The sequence below is a fragment of the Streptomyces sp. NBC_01520 genome, from assembly GCF_045040375.1.
In the GTDB taxonomy this organism is placed as follows: Bacteria; Actinomycetota; Actinomycetes; order Streptomycetales; family Streptomycetaceae; genus Streptomyces.
The window spans coordinates 3,143,760-3,163,266 of sequence record NZ_CP109404.1; the positions used below are offsets into that span (position 1 = coordinate 3,143,760).

Genomic DNA, 19,507 nt, shown 5'->3' on the forward strand with positions numbered 1-19,507 from the left:
CGGGGCTTCACCCCGGGGGCACGGAGCTTCACCCCGGGGGCACGGAGCTTCACCCGGGCCGGACGGGGAAGACCCGCCGCACCACGCGTTCCGCCGCGTGCCCGTCGTCGTACGGACAGAACCGGTCGCGGAACGCGGCGCGCAGCAGGGCCGTCTCCGGCGAACGCCACGCCCCGGTCCGCAGCAGCGCCCGCAGTTCGTCCTCCGTGGTGGCGACGGCTCCCGGGGTGTCCCCGGGGCGCCCGGACAGCAGGTCGACGTAGGTGCCGCGTGAGGCCCGGTAGGCGGCCCAGTCCGGCGCGTAGGTGATGATCGGGCGGTCCAGGCAGGCGTAGTCGAACATCAGGGACGAGTAGTCGGTGATCAACGCGTCGGAGGCCAGGCAGAGTTCCTCGACGCACGGGTGCCCGGTGACGTCGACGACCCGGTCCCCCGCCACCTCCCCGGCCGAGCGCCCGTAGAAGTAGTGGGCCCGCACGAGCACGACGTGGTCCTCGCCGAGCTCACGGGCGAGGCGCTCCAGGTCGAGACGGGGGACGAAGCCCCGGTGGTAGTCGCGGTGGGTCGGCGCGTACAGCAGGACGGTCCGGCCGGGGGCGATGCCGAGCTCCGCCCGGATCTTCGCGGTCCGCTCCGAGGTGCCGTCGAAGAAGACGTCGTTGCGCGGGTACCCGACGGGCAGGTGTTCGTACGAGGAGGGGTAGGTCCGGTCCCAGATCTCGGTGGTGTGCGGGTTGGCGGAGAGGCTGAAGTCCCACTGGTCGGTGTGGGCGACGATCCGCTCGAAGCTGACGCCGTTGGTGAGGGCGGGGTACGGACGCTGGTCGAGGCCCATGGTCTTCAGCGGCGTGCCGTGGTGGGTCTGCAGGTAGATCTGGCCGGGGCGCTTGGTGAAGCCCCCGGGGAAGCTGGAGTTGTTGACCAGGTACGTGGCCGTCGCCATGGTCCGCCAGTAGGCGCGGGAGCCCTCGATCACGTACGGCACCCCGGGCGGCATCCGGTCACGGTGCCGCGAGGAGACGACCCAGACACCGCGGATGTGCGGGACGAGTTCGCGGGCCTTGGCGTAGACGGCGGCCGGATTGCAGGCGACGCCACGGTTCCAGTACGCCCCGTAGACGGCGAGGCGGGGATCCAGCGGACGGTGCAGGTCGGCGCGGTAGAGGGCCCGCATCACGTGGGCGCGCAGGGACTTCCGGCCCGCGCGCACGGCGCTCCGCGCCCGGGTGCGCCCGGAGCGCACGGCTTCCCTGACGCGGTGCGCGGCGTAGCGGCCGGGGAGCCCGCCGGCCCGGAAGAAGGCCGCGCGATCGCCGGGGGCGATCCGGCCCGGGTCGTCGAGCACGGCCCGCAGGTGCGCGGAGCGCGCGGCCAGGACGCGCGGGTCGCCGCCGGTACCGGCGATCAGGCGTGCGTAGGCGTCGATGACGGCGAAGTGGGCGCGGCCGGGTGTCGTGGCGAAGGTGCCGGTGCGGCGCAGCCGGTGGCGTACGCAGACCCGGTCGAGGGCGGCGAGGGTGCCGGCGTCGGCGGCGAGGAGGGCCGCGCGCAGGACGGGCACGACGTCGTCGTACGGGCCGTCGGTGAAGCGAAGTCCGTGGGCGGCCCAGAAGGCGCGGCGGAAGAGCTGGTTCCGGGCCGCGGGCAGGGCGTCCCCCGGTTGTGTGCCGTCCCACCAGTCGACGCGGTCGTGGCCGAGGCGCAGCACGTCCGGGGGGTCGTCCGCCACCCGGGCGGCGATCTCCGCGAGCACACCGGGCAGCAGCAGGTCGTCCCCGTCGAGGAAGAGCAGGTAGGTCCCGCGCGCCTCGGCGGCCCCGGCGTTGCGGGCCGCGCCCAGGTGTTCGGAGCCCGCCGCCCCCTCGGAACCCCGCGCGGGGCGCAGCACCCGTACCCGGGGATCACGCCCGGCGAATTCCCGGGCGATGTCCGCGCCGCCGTCCGGCGGGCCGGTGTCGACGGCGATCAGTTCCCAGTCCCGTACCGACTGGTCGATCAGCGATTCCAGCGCCGCCCTCAGGTACCCCTGAACGCGGTGGACGGGCATGACGACACTGAGGAGCATGGCAGCCGAGCGTAGTGCGGACCACGCGCCGCACCCCTCCCGTACTCACCCGTTCGGGTCAGCGACGGTGACCCGGGGCGCTCACCCGGGTTGAGCCGTACATGAAGCCACTCCTCAGCGTCGTCGTCCCCGTGCACAACGTCGAGGAGTATCTGGAGGAGTGCCTCGGCTCACTGGCCGGCCAGTCGCTGGAGGCCGTCGAGGTGATCCTCGTCGACGACGGCTCGACGGACGGCAGCCGGGCGATCGCGGAGGACTTCGCCGCCCGGGACGACCGCTTCCGCTGTGTCCATCAGCCCAACGCGGGCCTGAGCGCGGCACGCAACACGGGCGTCGCCCACAGCACTCCCGGTGTTCCGTACCTCGCGTTCGCGGACAGCGACGACGTCGTCGTCCACGACGCGTACGAACGGATGGTGGCGTCCCTGGAGTCGACCGGTTCGGACCTGGTGACGGGCAATGTGTGGCGGCTGACCGCGCAGGGGCGGCAGCAGGCGTGGCAGTACCGCTGGCTGACCGCCGACCGCCCCCGCACCCACATCACCCGCGACGCCCGGTTGCTGGCCGACCGGGTCGCCTGGAACAAGGTGTTCCGGCGTTCGTTCTGGGACCGGCACGGGTTCGTCTTCCCGGTGGGCAAGCTCTACGAGGACACGCCCGTGATGATCCCGGCACACCACCTCGCCGGATCGGTGGACGTGCTGAGCGAGCACGTCTACTGCTGGCGGGTGCGCGAGGGTTCGATCACCCGGCGGCGTACGGACGTGCGGGGCGTACGGGACCGGATCGCGGCCTGCGAGCAGGTCAGCGCGTTCCTGGCGGACCGTGATCCGGAACAGCGGCGGCGGTACGACACGTCCTGTCTGCGCGACGACTTCGTGTACTTCCTGGAGGGGCTGCCCATGGGCGGGCCCGCCTACCGGTCGGCGTTCATGGCGGGCGCGGGTGCCTTCCTCGACCGGGCGGGCGGCGCGGTGCTGGACGGGCTGCCCGTCGAGGCGCGCATCAGGTGGCGGCTGGTGCGGGAGCGCAGGCTGGACGAGCTGCTGGCCGTCCTCGCGTTCGAACGGGCCAACGGGACGGGCACGTTCGCGGTCGAGGGGCTGCCCGGGCGGCGGCGGGCGGTGCACCCGGGGGTCGCGGGAGCCGGTGCGCGGCTCGGCCGGGGCGATCTGCCGGCCGTGGCACGGCTGACGGAGGCGTCGTGGGGCGAGGACGGGAAGCTGCGTCTGCGCGGATACGCGTACGTCCGCAACCTCCCCGCCGGTTCGGCCCGCCACGCGCTGAAGGCGGGGCTGGTGCGGGAGGCGGGCGGCAGACGGCTGAGGCCCGTGCCCGTGCGCACGGTCCGGATGCCGGAGGCGACCGCCGACTCCGGTCAGGAGCTGCACTGTTACGACCACGCGGGCTTCGAGATGGTCCTCGACCCGGGGCGCACCGGTCCGGGCACCTGGCTGGTCGGCGTGGTGGTGGCCGGACACGGCGTCGTACGACGGGCGGCCCTGCGCGCGGTGGAGGCGGCTGCCGCCCAGCCGCTCGTCCACGACCTGGGCGGGGGACGGCGCGCGGTGCTCGGCTACCGGGACGGCCGGCTCCGGCTGACCGTGGCCCAACTGCCCGCCCTGGCCCTCACGCACGACGGCGGGCCCGAAAGCCTGGAGCTGTCGGGCCGGCTCTACGGGCCCGCCGCCCGGCCGACGGCCCTGTCGCTGACCCGCGACGGGGCGACGGAGCGCGCTTTCCCCGTGCGGTACGGGGAAGGGGGGCGCTTCACGGTGCGCATCCCCGTCGCGGAACTCCCGGGACTTGCGGGCCTTGAGGGACCCGACGGACCCGACGGACCCGACGGACCCGACCAGGGGGTGAGATGGCGGGCCGCCCTCGTAACCGACGGCGTCCGCGTCCCGCTGGCCGCCGCCCCGGACCTGCCGCCACCGGCCCTGGCGGACGCGGAGGGCAATCTCGTGCTGGAGCCGACCGGTCACCCGTTCGTGGACCGTGTCAGGCAGGCACCGGACGGCGGGCTGCGCGTCGAGGGGGCGCCGTACGTCGCCGGCGCGCTCGTCCTGCGGCACAGCACCCTGGGCGAGACCCTGACCGTCCCCGTGGAGCCGGTGGCGGACGGCTCCGTCGACCACCGGGGAGGCCGGTTCGCCGCGCGGCTCCCCCGCCCGCCGCGCGAAGGCGACTGGGAGGTGTGCCTGGACGGCCGGCCCGTGCGGGTGACGGCGGCCCTCGCCGCCCGGCTGCCCGTGCGCTCCGCCGCCGGGTTCCGGGCCGACCGCCGTCACGGCGACCGGCTGACCGTGCACGCCGAGCCGGCGCTCGGCGAGGCCGAACGGGGCGCGTACCGCCAGGGCCTCCTGCGTACGGCGCACCACCCGGCGCAGCGTCGGCTCCCGCTGCGTGACGTCGTCCTCTACGCGGGCGGGCACACAGGTGGCGACTCCCCGCGCGCCGTGCACGCCGAGCTCGTGCGCCGGAGCACGGACGTCGAGCACCTGTGGGTCACCGACGGGTCCGCGGGCGCCGCCGCGCAGGTCCCGAACACCGCTGTTCCCGTCCTGGCGGGCAGCACCGCCTGGTACGAGGCGCTGGCGCGGGCCCGCCGCATCGTGACGGCGGGGCAGCTGCCCGTGTGGTTCGAGCGGCGCCCGGACCAGACGGTCGTGCAGACCTGGCACGGCGCCCCGCTCGGCCGGTTCGGCCTGGACCTCACCGGCACCCTGTACGCCGACCACCAGGACCTCGCCTCGTTGCCGCACCGCTCCGCCCAGTGGTCGGTCCTGGTCTCCCCGGGCGCCCGCGCCACCCCGCACCTGCGCCGTGCGCTGGCCTACGGGGGCGAGGTCCTGGAGGCGGGCTCACCCGCGGGCGACCTGCTGTGCGCGCCCGGCGGGGACAAGACCGCCGAGCGGGTACGCCGCCGGCTGGGCATCCCGGACGGCCACCGGGTGGTGCTCTACGCGCCGACCTACCGCGACCAGCTCGCGCACCCGCCGGGCAGCGTGCCCGGTGGCCGGTCCCGGCTGTACCGCTGGGAGCCCGCCCTGGACCTGCCCGCGCTGGTGCGGTCGCTCGACGACCGCACCACGGTGCTCGTCCGCAGGCATCCGCGGGTCACGGGCGGTGTGCCGGACGGCCCCGCGCTGCGGGACGTCTCCGCGCACCCGGTCACCGCCGAGCTGCTGCTGATCGCGGACGTGCTGGTCACCGACTACACGGGCCTGGTGTTCGACTTCGCGCACACCGGCCGCCCGGTGCTGTTCCACACGCCCGACCTGGAGCACTACCGGGACACGGTGCGCGGCTTCTGTCTGGACTTCGAGGCCCTCGCACCGGGCCCCCTGCTCACCGACACGGACGAGGTGGCCGGGGCCCTGCGGGCCCTCCCGGAGTCGGCGGCCGCGCACACGGAGGCGTACGCGGCCTTCCGGCGGGATCACTGCGGCCCCGGTGACGGCGGTGCCGCGGGGCGGGTCGCGGACCGGCTGCTCAGCGACCGCTCCTGAGGGCCGCGACGGCCGAGTGCGCGAGGTCGTCCAGATACCCCTTGGGCAGGTCGCCCCGGACCACGACGAGGCGCCAGTAGAGCGGGCCGACGATCAGGTCCAGCGCCCGGTCCGGGTCGCTGCCCTCGGGGAGTTCACCGCGGGCCACCGCCGCCCGTACGACCACGGCGGCCACGCCCTGCTGCTGGTCGAGCAGGGCGGCCTTGATGGCGTCGGAGATCTCCGGACTGCGTGCCGCCTCGACCAGCAGGTCCGGGATGACCTGGGAGGCGACGGGGTGGCGCAGGGCGTACGCGGCCAGTTCGAGCACGGCGCGCACGTCCCCGTACAGCGAACCGGTCGCCGGGGCCGGCATGCCCTGGGCGGCGACGGCCGCGACCAGGTCCAGGACGAGGTGGAGCTTGGACTTCCAGCGGCGGTAGACGGCGGTCTTGCCCACCCCCGCCCGCCGGGCGATGCCCTCGATCGACATCCGCGCGAACCCCACCGCGGCCAGCTCCTCGAAGACGGCGCCGCGGATCGCGTCGGTCACGTCCTCGCGCAGCACCGCGGCACCTGCCGGGGTACGGCGCCCGGTTCGCCGTTGGGTGGTCATGGCCCGAATGATAGACCGTAACGACGAAACGGTTGCGTTGCGACGCACATACGTCCTACTGTCAGCGTTGCGACGATACGGTGCCGTCCCATCGGTCCGATTCCGTACGCCCCGTTCCTTCTGCCCCCGTCGAAAGCGATCGTGGTGAGCCAGACAGCAGCACCGCCGGCCCCGGTGGACCCCGCCTCTCCCGCCCTCCTCCCCGTGTACGAACCGGGCGAGCTGGCCGCTCTCGCCGCCCGGCACGGGCTGACCGTCAGCGGGGCCCGGCCCACGCTCGGGGAGTACGTCCGGCAGCTCTGGGGGCGCAGGCACTTCATCACGGCGTTCGCCACCGCCAAGCTGACCGCGCAGTACAGCCAGGCGAAGCTGGGCCAGATCTGGCAGATCATGACCCCGCTGCTGAACGCGACGGTCTACTACTTCATCTTCGGCGTCCTGATGAACACCAAGCACGGAGTCCCCGACTACGTGCCCTTCCTCGTCACCGGTGTCTTCATCTGGACCTTCACCGCCAGCTCGATCAACGCCGGGACCCGGGCGATCAGCGGCAACACCGGGCTCGTGCGCGCCCTGCACTTCCCGCGCGCGTCGCTGCCGATCGCGCTTGCCCTCCAGCAGCTCCAGCAGCTGATGTTCTCGCTGGGCGCGCTCTTCATGATCCTGCTCGTCTTCGGCCAGTACCCGCGGCCGTCCTGGCTGCTCGCGATCCCGGCTCTCGCCCTGCAGGCCCTGTTCAACACCGGGGTCTCCATGGTCATGGCCCGGCTGGCCTCGAAGACCCCCGACATCGCCCAGCTCATGCCGTTCGTGCTGCGGACGTGGATGTACGCCTCGGGTGTGATGTGGAGCCTCGACACACTGCTCACGGGCGACCGGGTCCCGCAGTGGGTCCTGCTGGCGCTGGAGTGCAATCCGGCCGCCGTCTACATCGACCTGATGCGGTACGCGCTGATCGACAGCTTCACCGGGGCGCAGCTGCCCCCGCACGTATGGGCCGTCGCGACGGGCTGGGCGCTCGTCTGCGGGATCGGCGGCTTCGTGTACTTCTGGAAGGCCGAGGAGCGGTACGGACGTGGCTGACACCCCCGACATGCGTGTGCCCACCGTCGTCGTCGACGACGTGCACATCACCTACACCGTCAACGGCGCCCGAACCGGGAAGGGCAGCGCCACCTCCGCCCTGAACCGGATCGTGTCGCGCGGGCAGCCGCGCGGCGCACGCCAGGTGCACGCCGTGAAGGGCGTCAGCTTCGCCGCGTACAAGGGCGAGGCCATCGGCCTGATCGGCTCCAACGGATCCGGGAAGTCGACGCTCCTCAAGGCGATCGCGGGCCTGCTGCCCCCCTCGCGGGGCCGGGTGCACACCCAGGGCCAGCCGTCGCTCCTCGGCGTGAACGCCGCCCTGATGAGCGACCTGACCGGGGAGCGCAACGTCGTACTCGGCGGTCTGGCCATGGGCATGACCCGGGAACAGATCCGTGAGCGCTACCAGGACATCGTCGACTTCTCCGGCATCAACGAGAAGGGCGACTTCATCACCCTGCCGATGCGCACGTACTCCTCCGGCATGGGGGCCAGGCTCCGCTTCTCCATCGCGGCGGCCAAGAGCCACGACGTCCTGCTGATCGACGAGGCGCTGTCCACGGGCGACGCGAAGTTCCAGCGGCGCAGCAAGGAGCGGATCAGGGAGCTCCGTAAGGAGGCCGGGACGGTGTTCCTGGTCAGCCACAGCAACCGGTCGATCACCGAGACCTGTGACCGGGCGCTGTGGCTGGAGGCGGGCACCCTGCGGATGGACGGCCCGGCCGAGGACGTCGTGGCCGCGTACGAGAAGTTCACGACGCCCGCGAAGTCCCGCAAGAAGTGACACGCGCCGGGACCGCAGGGCTTGGCGGGCCCGGGAAATGACACGGCCGCCGGACGGGCCTGCGGGGCCCGTCCGGCGGCCGGAGCCGTCGCGGCTGCGTCAGCCGCTCCCGGTCACGCGTGCGTACGCAGCAGCGTCCGCATGGTCCGCATGGCCACCGACAGGTTCGCCAGGTCGAAGGCCTCCGAGCTCTGGATCTCCTCCAGGGTGGAGCGCGACCGCGTCAGGATCGCCGCGTTCTTCTCCTCCCAGGCCTTGAACCGCTGCTCGGGGGTGGACGTCCCGTTGCCGACGGCCAGCACGTCCGCCGTCAGCGCGGAGTGCGCCGCGTACAGGTCCTCGCGGATGGATGCGCGGGCCATGGACTGCCAGCGGTCGGCCCGCGGCAGCTCGATGATCCGGTCCATCAGCTGGGTGATGCCCAGCCGGTTGCCGAGGTCGTAGTAGACCTCCGCGACGGACAGGGCGTCCTTGCCCGTACGGTCCGCGATCGCGACGATGTCCAGCGCCGGGAAGGCCGAGGAGAATCCGGCCACCCGCACCGCAAGCTCCTCGGGCACGCCCACCGCGGTGAGCTCGTCGAGGATCCCCCCGTACCACTCCAGGTCGGCGCCCATGAGCAGCTTGGGCAGCTCGTTGCACACCCGCTCGACACCGTCGCGGAAGAACTCGACGGTCTGCGCGATCTGGACGGGCTGCGGCCGGTTGCCGAGCAGCCAGCGCGAACCACGCTCGACGAGCCGGCGTGAGTGCAGTCGGATCCGGGTCTGCACATCGGCGGCCACCTGGTTGTCGAGCGCCTCCACGGCGTCCCACACCCCGGAGAGGCCGAAGATCTCACGGGCGGCGAACTGCGCCCGCACGATCTCCTCCAGCGAGGCCCCCGTCTCTTCCCGCAGCCGGTGCAGGAAGGTCGAACCACCCGTGTTCACCGTGTCGTTGACCAGCACCGTCGTGATGATCTCGCGGCGCAGGGCGTGCCCGTCGACCGCCTCGGGGAAGCGCTCGCGGAGCTGCTTCGGGAAGTAGGCGTGCACCAGCTTCTGCAGATGCGCGTCGTCCGGCAGGCTCGTGGAGATCAGCTCGTCGGCCGCCGTGATCTTGGTGTACGCGATCAGCACGGCCAGCTCGGGCTGGCTCAGCCCCTTGCCGTGGTTCAGCAGTTCGCGGATCTGCCGGTCGTTCGGCAGGAACTCCAGCGCCCGGTCCAGATGCCCGTCGCGGCCGAGCCTGCGCATGAACCGCTGGTGGGCGTGGAGCAGCGACGGAGCCTGGGCGCAGGCGTTGGACAGTGCGACGTTCTGCGCGTAGTTGTTGCGCAGCACGAGCTGTCCGACCTCGTCGGTCATCTCGGCGAGCACCTTGTTGCGCTGCTTGACGGTCATGTCACCGTCCCGGACGAGTCCGTTGAGCAGGATCTTGATGTTCACCTCGTGGTCGGAGGTGTCCACACCGGCGCTGTTGTCGATCGCATCGGTGTTGATCCGGCCGCCGGACCGGGCGAACTCGATGCGGCCGAGCTGGGTGGCCCCGAGGTTGCCGCCCTCGCCTACGACCCTGGCCCGCAGGTCCTCGCCGTTGACCCGGATCGAGTCGTTGGCCTTGTCCCCGACATCGGCGTTCGACTCGGCGGACGACTTGATGTACGTGCCGATGCCCCCGTTCCACACGAGGTCGACCGACGCCTTGAGGATGTTCTGCATCAGCTCGGCGGGCGTCATCTTGGTGACCTTGGAATCGATGCCGAGCGCCTCGCGGATGTGCGCGTTGATCGGGATCGACTTGGCGGTACGCGGGTGGATCCCGCCGCCCGCCGAGAGCAGGTTCTTGTCGTAGTCGGCCCAGGAACTGCGCGGCAGGTCGAACAGCCGGCGCCGCTCCGCGTACGAGGTGGCGGCGTCCGGGGTCGGGTCGATGATGATGTGCCGGTGGTCGAAGGCCGCGACGAGCCGGATGTGCTCGGAGAGCAGCATGCCGTTCCCGAACACGTCACCGGACATGTCGCCGACGCCGACGACGGTGAAGTCCTCGGTCTGCGTGTCGTGGCCCAGCTCGCGGAAGTGCCGCTTGACGGACTCCCAGGCACCGCGGGCGGTGATGCCCATGCCCTTGTGGTCGTAACCGGCGGAACCGCCGGAGGCGAAGGCGTCCCCCAGCCAGAAGCCGTACGCGACGGCGACGTCGTTGGCGATGTCGGAGAACTTCGCGGTGCCCTTGTCGGCGGCGACGACGAGGTAGGTGTCGTCCTCGTCGTGACGCACAACGTCGGCGGGCGCCACGACCTCGCCCATCACCATGTTGTCGGTGATGTCGAGCAGCGCCGAGATGAACGTCCGGTAGGAGGCGATGCCCTCCGCCATCCAGGCGTCACGGTCGACGGCCGGATCCGGGAGCTGCTTGGCGACGAAGCCGCCCTTGGCGCCGACCGGCACGATCACGGTGTTCTTGACCATCTGCGCCTTGACCAGGCCGAGAATCTCCGTACGGAAGTCCTCCCGCCGGTCCGACCAGCGCAGACCGCCACGGGCGACCTTGCCGAAGCGCAGGTGGACACCCTCGACACGCGGCGAGTACACCCAGATCTCGAACGCCGGGCGGGGCGCGGGGAGATCCGGGATGGCCTGCGGGTCGAACTTCATCGACACGTAGCCGTGCGGCTCGCCGTCGTCGGCCAACTGGAAGAAGTTGGTCCGCAGCGTGGCCTTGATGACGGTGAGGAAGGACCGCAGGATCCTGTCCTCGTCGAGCGAGGCGACCTGGTCCAGGGCCCCGTCCAGCTCCTCCAGCAGCCCGTCGGTCAGCTCCGTGCCGGCCTTCTGCCGGCTCGGCGACATCCGGGCCTCGAAGAGGGAGATCAGCAGCCGGGTGGTGTGGACGTTGTTGCGGAGGGTGTCCTCCATGTAGTCCTGGCTGAAGGTCGAACCCGCCTGGCGCAGGTACTTCGCGTAGGCGCGCAGCACCACCGCCTGGCGCCAGTCGAGACCGGCGCCCAGCACCAGGGCGTTGAAGCCGTCGTTCTCCGCCTGGCCGGTCCAGACGGCGGCGAACGCCTCCTGGAACCGCTCACGGGCACCGTCGGCGAGGTGGTCGCCGTTGCCCGCGGCCTTCGGCATGCGCAGCCCGAAGTCGTAGATCCAGGCGTGCGTACGGTCGGCGCAGCGCAGCTCGTACGGACGTTCGTCGACGACCTCGACGCCGAGCCGCTGGAGGGCGGGCAGGACGGCGGAGAGGGAGACCTGCTCACCGGTCCGGTAGATCTTGAAGCGGCGCTCGCCGGGGCCCGCCCCGACAGGCTCGTACAGGCTGAGGGCGAAGTCCTTCTTCTCGCTCTTGAGCGCTTCCAGGTGGACCAGGTCGGCCACGGCGGCGCGCGGCGAGTGGTCGGCCTTGTAGCCCTCCGGGAAGGAGTGCCCGTAGCGGCGCATCAGCTCGGCGGCGCGCTCCTCGCCCAGCTCCGCGTTGAGCGCCTCCTGGAAGCCGTCGGACCAGGACCGGGCGGCCTCGACCAGACGGGCCTCGATGCGGTCCGCGTCCGCGTCGGTGAGGTGCGGCAGCTCGGTGCCCTGCGGGACCCGGACGACGAAGTGCAGCCGGGAGAGGATCGACTCCGTGTTCCAGGCGGTGAAGTCGACGCTGGTGCCGCCCAGTTCCTCCTTGAGGATGTCGATCAGCCGGAGCCGCACACCGGTGGTGTAGCGGTCACGCGGCAGGTAGACGAGGGCGGAGTAGTAGCGCCCGTACTCGTCCTGGCGCAGATACAGCCGCAGCCGGCGGCGCTCCTGGAGGTACAGCACGGAGGTGACGATGGAGCGCAGCTGGTCGACGGGCGTCTGGAAGAGCTCGTCGCGCGGGTACGTCTCCAGGATCTGCAGCAGGTCGCGGCCGTCGTGGCTGTGGGGCGTGAAGCCCGCGCCCTCCAGGACCTCGGCGACCTTGCGGCGCACGACGGGCACCCGGCGTACGGACTCGGTGTACGCGGCGGAGGAGAACAGGCCGAGGAAGCGCCGCTCACCGATGACGTTGCCGTCGGCGTCGAACTTCTTCACCCCGACGTAGTCGAGGTAGCTGGGGCGGTGCACCGTCGCCCGGCTGTTCGCCTTCGTCAGGACGAGCAGCTTGTGCTCACGCGCCTTGGCGCGGGCGTCGGCGGGCAGCCGGTCGAAGGAGGGGCTCACCGGGTGGGCCTCGTCCTCGCTGTGCTGCGGGTCGGAGCGCAGGATGCCGAGACCGGTGCCGGGGACGGCCGTCAGCGCGTCGGTCTCCCGGAGCTCGTACTCGCGGTAGCCGAGGAAGGTGAAGTGGTCGGCGGCGAGCCAGCGCAGCAGCTCACGGGCCTCCTCGACCTCGTCGTCGCCGAGGTCGTCGAGGGGCTCGGCGGGCAGGTCGTCGGCGATCCGCAGGGCGGCGTCGCGCATCTTGTCCCAGTCCTCGACGGTCTCCCGTACGTCGGACAGGACGCGGAGCAGATCGGCGGTGATCTGCTTCAGGTCCGCGCGGTCGGTCTCCCGGTCGATCTCGACGTGGATCCACGACTCGACCAGGGCGTCGTGCGGCAGCTCGGCCCGGACCTCCTTGCGGCCCTTGCCGCGCTTCGGCCCGTTGACCCTGCCCGTGTCGGCGAGGACCTCGATCAGCTTGCCGGTGACGTCGCGGCGGACGATGACCTGCGGGTGGATCACGAGGTGGATGCCACGGCCCTGCCGGGACAGCTCGTTGGTCACCGAGTCGACGAGGAACGGCATGTCGTCGGTGACGACCTCGACGACGGAGTGGCTGCTCGTCCAGCCGTTCTCCTCGACGGTCGGGGTGTGCACCCGGACGTTCGCGGTGCCCTGCGGGCGGTTCTCGGCGAGCCGGTAGTGGGAGGAAGCCGCGCCGAAGATGTCGACCGGGTCCCGGTCGGTGACGTCCTCCGGAGCGGTGTGCAGGTAGTAGCGCTGGAGGTAGGCGAGCAGCGTGTCCCGGCCGGAACGCGCGCCCTGGTCGGCCCCGGTGCCGGCCTCGTCACCGGCTTCGGCACCGGCTTCGGCGAGGCGCACCCGGGGGGTACCTCCCGGGCCACCGACACCACCGCCCGGACTGTTGTCAGCTACCCGGGCCGCCCGTGCGAGCAGCTCGGCCTTGGCTTCGTCCAGCTTGGTCTGCATGTCCTCTGGCTCCTGTCGCGCGCCGTTGCGTGACGTAGGTGTAAAAGACGACGCACCGCCACGACGCGGGGTTTCCGGTCTCGGTCGACGCTATGCCGCCATGGGAGATACCCGGGACCATATTGGCCATTTTCGGCGGACGGCCCGGGAGGTGGAGATCGCGGATCGCCCGGGTGCTGTGGCACTCCGGGCGCAGGCCGGGGGCTTCGCTGCCCCCGAGGCGTATCGCGCTGATCACGGGACCAGGCTATCCCTCTCGCACCCACAACCGTCATGAGCCGCATATGTACAAAAGAAGACCCTGATCTTTGACACTTTGGACATCGCGCGCGACCGCTTCGGCGCGTACGGGCCGACCGCTTCGACACGTACCGGCCACTCGCTCCGGCCCGGCGCCTCCGGTCGGCGTCGCCCTGCCGGACCGGACCTGCGCCCTTGTCCGGCACCGGCCCGCCGCCCGCCTGTCCGCCCGCACGTGTGTCCGCCGGGTCCGGTCGGCCGGTCAGCCGGTCAGCCGCTCAGCCAGGGCGACGGCCTCCGCCAGGGTGTCGACCACGGGCACCCCTGCCGCCTCCAGGCTGCCGCGGCTGTGCGAACCGCCGGTGTAGAGCACCGCGCGCGCCCCGACATGCGCGGCGGCGACGGCGTCGTCCACGGCATCCCCGATGACCACGGCGCGTTCCGGGGCTATCCCCTCCACCCCCTCCAGCGCGCGGAAGTGCCGCTCCATGTGCTGGGCCTTGCTGCCACCGCTCGGGCCGGTGCGCCCGTCCACCCGTACGAAATGACGCTCGATGCCGTAGCCGCGCACCACGGGAACCAGGTGCTCGTGTCCGTACATGCTGAGCAGCGACTGGCTGTGGCCCGCCAGTCCCCACTGCGCCAGCAACTCCTCGACGCCCTGCGTCAGTCCGCAGGCGGCCCGCTGCTCGGTGTAGTGACGGTGGAAGATGCCGTCCATCCGCTCCCACTCGGCTTCGGTGGGCAGCCTGCCGAGGAGGCGCTCGTAGAACTTGGGGATCGGGACGCAGTACATCTCGCGGTACTGCTCCATGCTGATCGGCGCCAGATCGACCTCCGCGAACGCGGCGTTCGTCGCCCCGACGACCGCGTGGATGTCGTCGAGCAGTGTGCCGTTCCAGTCCCAGACCAGATGAGTGCGGTGCTTCCCCGGTGTCGCCATACGTAGAAAATACTCGCCGGGTACGACACCCGGCCCGGCTCGGCCGACCGGACTCAGCCGATCAGACCGGGGATCTCCTGGACCCCGAACCACAGGAGCTCGTGGTCCTCCGCGCCGTCCACGGTGAACTGCGCGTCGTCGTCCCCGAGATCAGCCGCCCCCAGCGCCGCGGCAGCAGCGGTGACATCCTTCTCGGCGTCGTCGGCGTCGACGTGCACGGCGGCGGCCTTCGACAGCGGCACGGCGTCCGCGATCCGCACCTCACCGAGCGACGAGGCGTCCAGGACGTGGTCCGGATCGGCGACGGCGGCCCCGTCCGGTACGTCGAGGGCGACGACGACCCGGCGCCGGGGCTCGTCCGGCTTCCCGGCGATCATCCGCAGCGAGGCGGAGGCGGACCGGTTGAGGGCCGCGTACTCCAGCTCCTCGATGTCGTCGGAGACGTACCACTCGCGCAGTCCGGGTGTCACCGCGTAGGCGGTCAGCGGCCCGGGGCCCAGTTCGCCCGCCCGGTGCGCCGCGGCAAGACCGGAGAGGGTCAGGGGGACGTACACACGCATGGCTGACCGCTTTCGTAGTCGATGACGTCATCAGGATACGTGGGACGTCCCCCATCGGGGCTCACGAGTCACCCCCAGCCGTCCACCGCGCGACGCCCGTCACCCCCGCCGGTCCCCTTACGGCACATGGCCCGCCACCCGGATAGGTGAACTCTTGCGGCGCCCGCCCGGGCCCGTCCGCCGCTTGCGGGGCCACCGGCCGTCCCCGTAGAAGATCCTCAGCAAGAAGTTACCGCCCGGTACTCGCCCGGGCTCCGCACAGCAGCCACGGGGGCTATGAACATGAGCACGGACAGGACGAGGCCGGCCGGACGACGCGACCGGAGCAGGCCGGGCACCGTACCGCCGCAGCGGACGCCGCAACGGCCCCGACGGCCGCTGCGCCCGCACCAGTGGTTCGCGGAACGCCTGCTCGCGGTCCTCAGCGGCCAGCGCCCGGTGCACTGGATGCTCGGCCACACCATCGGCGAGGCCTACGACCAGCTGGCCGAGCTCGCCCCGGACGCCCCGCTCGGAGCGGGCTGCAGGCGCCCGGTCGTACGCGCCTGCCACGGCACCCAGCCGGCTACCGGGGTGGTCGAGGCCTTCGCCAGCATCGCGACGGGTGAGCAGGTCAGGGCGATGGCCTTCCGCCTGGAACAGGGCCCCGACCTCCGCTGGCGCTGCGCCGCGGTGGACCTGGGCGGCGAACGCCTCCCAGCCGTGAGATAGCGGCCCCACCGCCCCGGAGGCGCCCCGCCCGGGGCTCGTCACGCTGCCGCGCGCTGATGGGGCACGGCAGGCCGCCAGACCATCCGGGACATCGCGGCGGCCTGTAGGGGTCTGCCCCTCCGGAGGGGCAGACCCCGACACGGCCCTGGCAGGCCACCACAGGCCGCCCGGAGGCCGGCAGCGGCCAGTCCGGCCGAAGGGACCCTGCCGTGCTCCAGAGGGGCGCAGCGGCGACACGGCGGGCCCGGGAGGGCACCCGCAGGGGGTGCGGCGGCGGCCTCTCGCCTCTCCGGGCCGGGGGACGACGCCGCTGCGCCCCTCCAGGGGGAGGCCCGGCCGGCCGGGGCAGCAGCGGCCTCTCGCTTCCCCGAACAGAGGGCTGCCGCTTCCCTCCGGAGAGGCAGGCCAGGCACGGCAGCCCGACAAGCCACGGCATCAGCCCGCATGCGCTCGCAGGCTGCCCGGGGCACAGCGGCGGCCTCTCCTGGCGGCGGACGCGGCCACACCGGAGGAGCAGCCGCGTCACAGCAAACCCGGCAGGGCACCGCAGGCCGCCCGGGGTGCAGCAGCGGCCTCTCCTCGCGGGGGAGGTTGCTGCGGCTCCGGAGGGTCACAGCGGTGCATGGCGCGACACGGCAACCTGGCACGGCACCCGCAGCCCTCCGCCCAAGGCCCAGCCGCGTCCACTCCAGGCTGAAGGCTCCTGCTGCTCCGGAGGGTCACAGCAGGGGGCACGCGTGGCGGCCCTGCTGCGCCTCCGGCGGCACCCGCAGGCCGCCGGAGGCGCAGCAGGCCCCGTCAGTCGCCTCGACCGCCTGACGACACACAAAGGCACCTCGTAGGCGCCCGGAGGGCCTCAGAGGGCCGCAGAAGACTCCCTGGGCCCCCGCCAGGCACCCGCCGGACCCCCGCGGGCCGCATGGACACGGCCCGGGCCGGAACACCGTGCGGTGTTCCGGCCCGGGCCGTCGGCGTCGCGACTCGCGTCACTTCTTGCGGCGACGCCCGCCGCCACCGCTCTTCTGCGCCTTGCGGCGCTCCGCACGCGTCATACCGTCGCCCTCGGAGCGCCCGGCGTCACCCTCACCGTTGGCGAAGTCGCCCTCGACGATGCCGCCCTCCCCGTCCACCGTGGGAGCGGAGAAGTGCAGCCGGTCCGGACGCTGCGGCGCGTCCAGGCCCTTGGCCCGGATCTCCGGACGCCCGGTGGCCGCAGCGACGGGGGCGTCCTGCTTCGAGAGCGAGGCCCGCTCCTCGGAGTCCTTCACCGGAACCTCCTCGACCTGCTGCTCGACCTGGACCTCCAGGTTGAACAGGTAGCCGACGGACTCCTCCTTGATGCCCTCCATCATGGCGTTGAACATGTCGAAGCCCTCACGCTGGTACTCGACCAGCGGGTCCTTCTGCGCCATGGCACGGAGGCCGATGCCCTCCTGGAGGTAGTCCATCTCGTAGAGGTGCTCACGCCACTTGCGGTCCAGGACGGACAGCACCACACGCCGCTCCAGCTCGCGCATGATGTCCGAGCCGAGCGAATTCTCGCGCTCCTCGTACTGCTCGTGGATGTCGTCCTTGATCGACTCGGCGATGAAGTCGGCGGTGACCCCGGCCAGATCTCCCGCGGCCTCCTCGAGCTCCTCGACCGTGACCTTCACCGGGTAGAGCTGCTTGAACGCGCCCCACAGCCGGTCCAGGTCCCACTCCTCGGCGAAGCCCTCCGCCGTCTCCTGGCGGATGTAGTCGTCGATCGTGTCGTCCGTGAAGTGCCGGATCTGGTCCTGCAGGTCCTCGCCCTCCAGGACACGGCGGCGCTCGCCGTAGATGACCTCGCGCTGCCGGTTGAGCACCTCGTCGTACTTCAGGACGTTCTTACGCGTCTCGAAGTTCTGCTGCTCCACCTGCGACTGCGCGGACGCGATCGCCCGGGTCACCATCTTGTTCTCGATCGGTACGTCGTCGGGAACGTTCGCCATCGACATGACGCGCTCGACCATCTGCGCCTTGAACAGCCGCATCAGGTCGTCGCCCAGCGACAGGTAGAACCGGGACTCGCCCGGGTCACCCTGTCGGCCGGAACGACCACGCAGCTGGTTGTCGATGCGCCGCGACTCGTGCCGCTCCGTGCCCAGCACGTAGAGCCCGCCGAGCTCCTTGACCTCTTCGAACTCCGCCTTGACGGCCTGCTCGGCCTTCTCCAGCGCGGCGGGCAGGGCTGCCGCCCACTCCTCGACGTGCTCCACCGGGTCCAGGCCGCGCTGGCGCAGCTCCGCCTCGGCGAGGTCGTCAGGGTTGCCGCCGAGCTTGATGTCCGTGCCTCGTCCGGCCATGTTCGTGGCGACCGTGACCGCGCCCTTGCGGCCGGCCTGGGCGACGATCGTCGCCTCACGGTCGTGCTGCTTGGCGTTGAGGACCTCGTGCTGGACGCCGCGCTTGGACAGTTGCTGCGAGAGGTACTCGGACTTCTCGACCGAGGTGGTGCCGACCAGGATCGGCTGCCCCTTCTCGTGCTTCTCCGCGATGTCGTCGACGACCGCGGCGAACTTCGCGACCTCGGTGCGGTAGATCAGGTCGGACTGGTCGGCGCGGACCATCGGCCGGTTCGTCGGGATCGGGACGACACCCAGCTTGTAGATCTGGTGGAACTCCGCGGCCTCGGTCATCGCCGTACCGGTCATGCCGGAGAGCTTGTCGTACAGGCGGAAGAAGTTCTGCAGGGTGATCGTGGCGAGCGTCTGGTTCTCGTCCTTGATGTCCACCCCTTCCTTCGCCTCGATGGCCTGGTGCATGCCCTCGTTGTAACGGCGGCCGGCGAGGATACGGCCGGTGTGCTCGTCGACGATCATGACTTCGCCGTCGATGACGACGTAGTCCTTGTCCTTCTTGAAGAGTTCCTTGGCCTTGATCGCGTTGTTGAGGTAACCGACGAGTGGCGTGTTCACCGACTCGTAGAGGTTGTCGATCCCGAGCCAGTCCTCGACCTTCGAGACACCGGGCTCGTGGATGGCCACGGTCCGCTTCTTCTCGTCGACCTCGTAGTCGCCGGTCTCCTCGATACCCTTCAGCGGGTTGCCCGCCTCACCCCTGGTGAGACGCGTGACCAGCTTGGCGAAGTCGGCGTACCACTTGGTGGCCTGGTCCGCCGGACCGGAGATGATCAGCGGCGTACGGGCCTCGTCGACGAGGATCGAGTCGACCTCGTCGACGATGGCGAAGTTGTGGCCGCGCTGGACGAGCTCGTCCTGCGACCACGCCATGTTGTCGCGGAGGTAGTCGAACCCGAACTCGTTGTTCGTGCCGTACGTGATGTCGCACGCGTACATCTCACGGCGCTGCGCCGGCGTCATGTTGGCGAGGATGCAGCCGACCTCGAGACCGAGGAACTTGTGCACCCGGCCCATCATCTCGGAGTCACGCTCGGCCAGGTAGTCGTTCACCGTGATCAGGTGCACGCCCTTGCCGGAGAGCGCATTGAGGTACGCCGGCAGGGTGCCGACGAGGGTCTTGCCCTCGCCGGTCTTCATCTCGGCGACGTAGCCGAGGTGGAGGGCGGCGCCGCCCATCATCTGAACGTCGTAGTGGCGCTGTCCGAGGACGCGCTTGGCGGCCTCACGGACGGTCGCGAATGCTTCGGGAAGCAGGTCGTCCAGGCTCTCGCCGTCCGCGTACCGTTCCTTGTACTCGTCGGTGAGCGCCCGCAGCTCGGCGTCGGAGAGGTTGACGAAGTCCTCTTCGATGGAGCTGACCTGGTCCGCGATGCGGTGCAGTTTGCGCAGGATCTTGCCTTCGCCTGCACGCATGAGCTTGTTGAAGACGGACACTGAGGCTGGTCTCCTTGCCGGTCGGGCCTGGCACTGGGTCGTGTTA

At 71.5% G+C, this 19,507-nt stretch carries 10 protein-coding genes; 4 read left to right on the forward strand and 6 right to left on the reverse strand.

Translation table 11 applies throughout. The annotated features are described in order from the left end of the window. Positions 1-49 precede the first annotated feature (49 nt). The gene (locus OG524_RS14225; protein ID WP_405810499.1) at positions 50-2,065 is read right to left on the reverse strand and encodes a CDP-glycerol glycerophosphotransferase family protein; all 2,016 of its coding nucleotides are present in this window, start codon (positions 2,063-2,065) and stop codon (positions 50-52) included. Between the two features lie 101 nt (positions 2,066-2,166). Between OG524_RS14225 and OG524_RS14230 the strand changes: the two genes are divergently transcribed. Next, a complete protein-coding gene (locus OG524_RS14230; protein WP_405810501.1) occupies positions 2,167-5,577 on the forward strand; it encodes a CDP-glycerol glycerophosphotransferase family protein in 3,411 nt (1,136 codons plus the stop codon). Here the strand turns inward: OG524_RS14230 and OG524_RS14235 are convergent. Beyond that, the gene (locus tag OG524_RS14235; protein ID WP_384499019.1) at positions 5,561-6,172 is read right to left on the reverse strand and encodes a TetR/AcrR family transcriptional regulator; all 612 of its coding nucleotides are present in this window, start codon (positions 6,170-6,172) and stop codon (positions 5,561-5,563) included. The two genes, OG524_RS14230 and OG524_RS14235, sit on opposite strands and share 17 nt — an antisense overlap. A 141-nt stretch (positions 6,173-6,313) precedes the next feature. Here OG524_RS14235 and OG524_RS14240 point away from each other — a divergent pair, with 141 nt between their 5' ends. Beyond that, a complete protein-coding gene (locus tag OG524_RS14240; RefSeq protein ID WP_405390443.1) occupies positions 6,314-7,255 on the forward strand; it encodes an ABC transporter permease in 942 nt (313 codons plus the stop codon). A gap of 10 nt (positions 7,256-7,265) precedes the next feature. Further along, a complete protein-coding gene (locus tag OG524_RS14245; protein WP_405393200.1) occupies positions 7,266-8,042 on the forward strand; it encodes an ABC transporter ATP-binding protein in 777 nt (258 codons plus the stop codon). A gap of 113 nt (positions 8,043-8,155) precedes the next feature. Here the strand turns inward: OG524_RS14245 and OG524_RS14250 are convergent, their stop codons facing one another. The 3 genes from OG524_RS14250 to OG524_RS14260 all read right to left on the reverse strand — a co-directional run bounded on the left by OG524_RS14250 (position 8,156) and on the right by OG524_RS14260 (position 14,932). Further along, a complete protein-coding gene (locus OG524_RS14250; RefSeq protein ID WP_405390442.1) occupies positions 8,156-13,189 on the reverse strand; it encodes an NAD-glutamate dehydrogenase in 5,034 nt (1,677 codons plus the stop codon). A gap of 502 nt (positions 13,190-13,691) precedes the next feature. Then, the gene (locus OG524_RS14255; protein WP_405810504.1) at positions 13,692-14,372 is read right to left on the reverse strand and encodes an HAD family hydrolase; all 681 of its coding nucleotides are present in this window, start codon (positions 14,370-14,372) and stop codon (positions 13,692-13,694) included. Between the two features lie 53 nt (positions 14,373-14,425). Then, positions 14,426-14,932 (reverse strand): DUF6912 family protein, encoded by a 507-nt coding sequence (locus OG524_RS14260; RefSeq protein ID WP_405390440.1) that lies wholly within the window; start codon positions 14,930-14,932, stop codon positions 14,426-14,428. A 282-nt stretch (positions 14,933-15,214) separates the two neighbouring features. Between OG524_RS14260 and OG524_RS14265 the strand changes: the two genes are divergently transcribed. Continuing rightward, positions 15,215-15,643 (forward strand): Rv3235 family protein, encoded by a 429-nt coding sequence (locus OG524_RS14265; RefSeq protein ID WP_405390439.1) that lies wholly within the window; start codon positions 15,215-15,217, stop codon positions 15,641-15,643. Positions 15,644-16,629: 986 nt separating this feature from the next. Here the strand turns inward: OG524_RS14265 and secA are convergent. After that, complete coding sequence (gene secA, locus OG524_RS14270; RefSeq protein ID WP_405390438.1) at positions 16,630-19,461, reverse strand: preprotein translocase subunit SecA; 2,832 nt, start codon at positions 19,459-19,461, stop codon at positions 16,630-16,632. Positions 19,462-19,507: the final 46 nt, after the last annotated feature.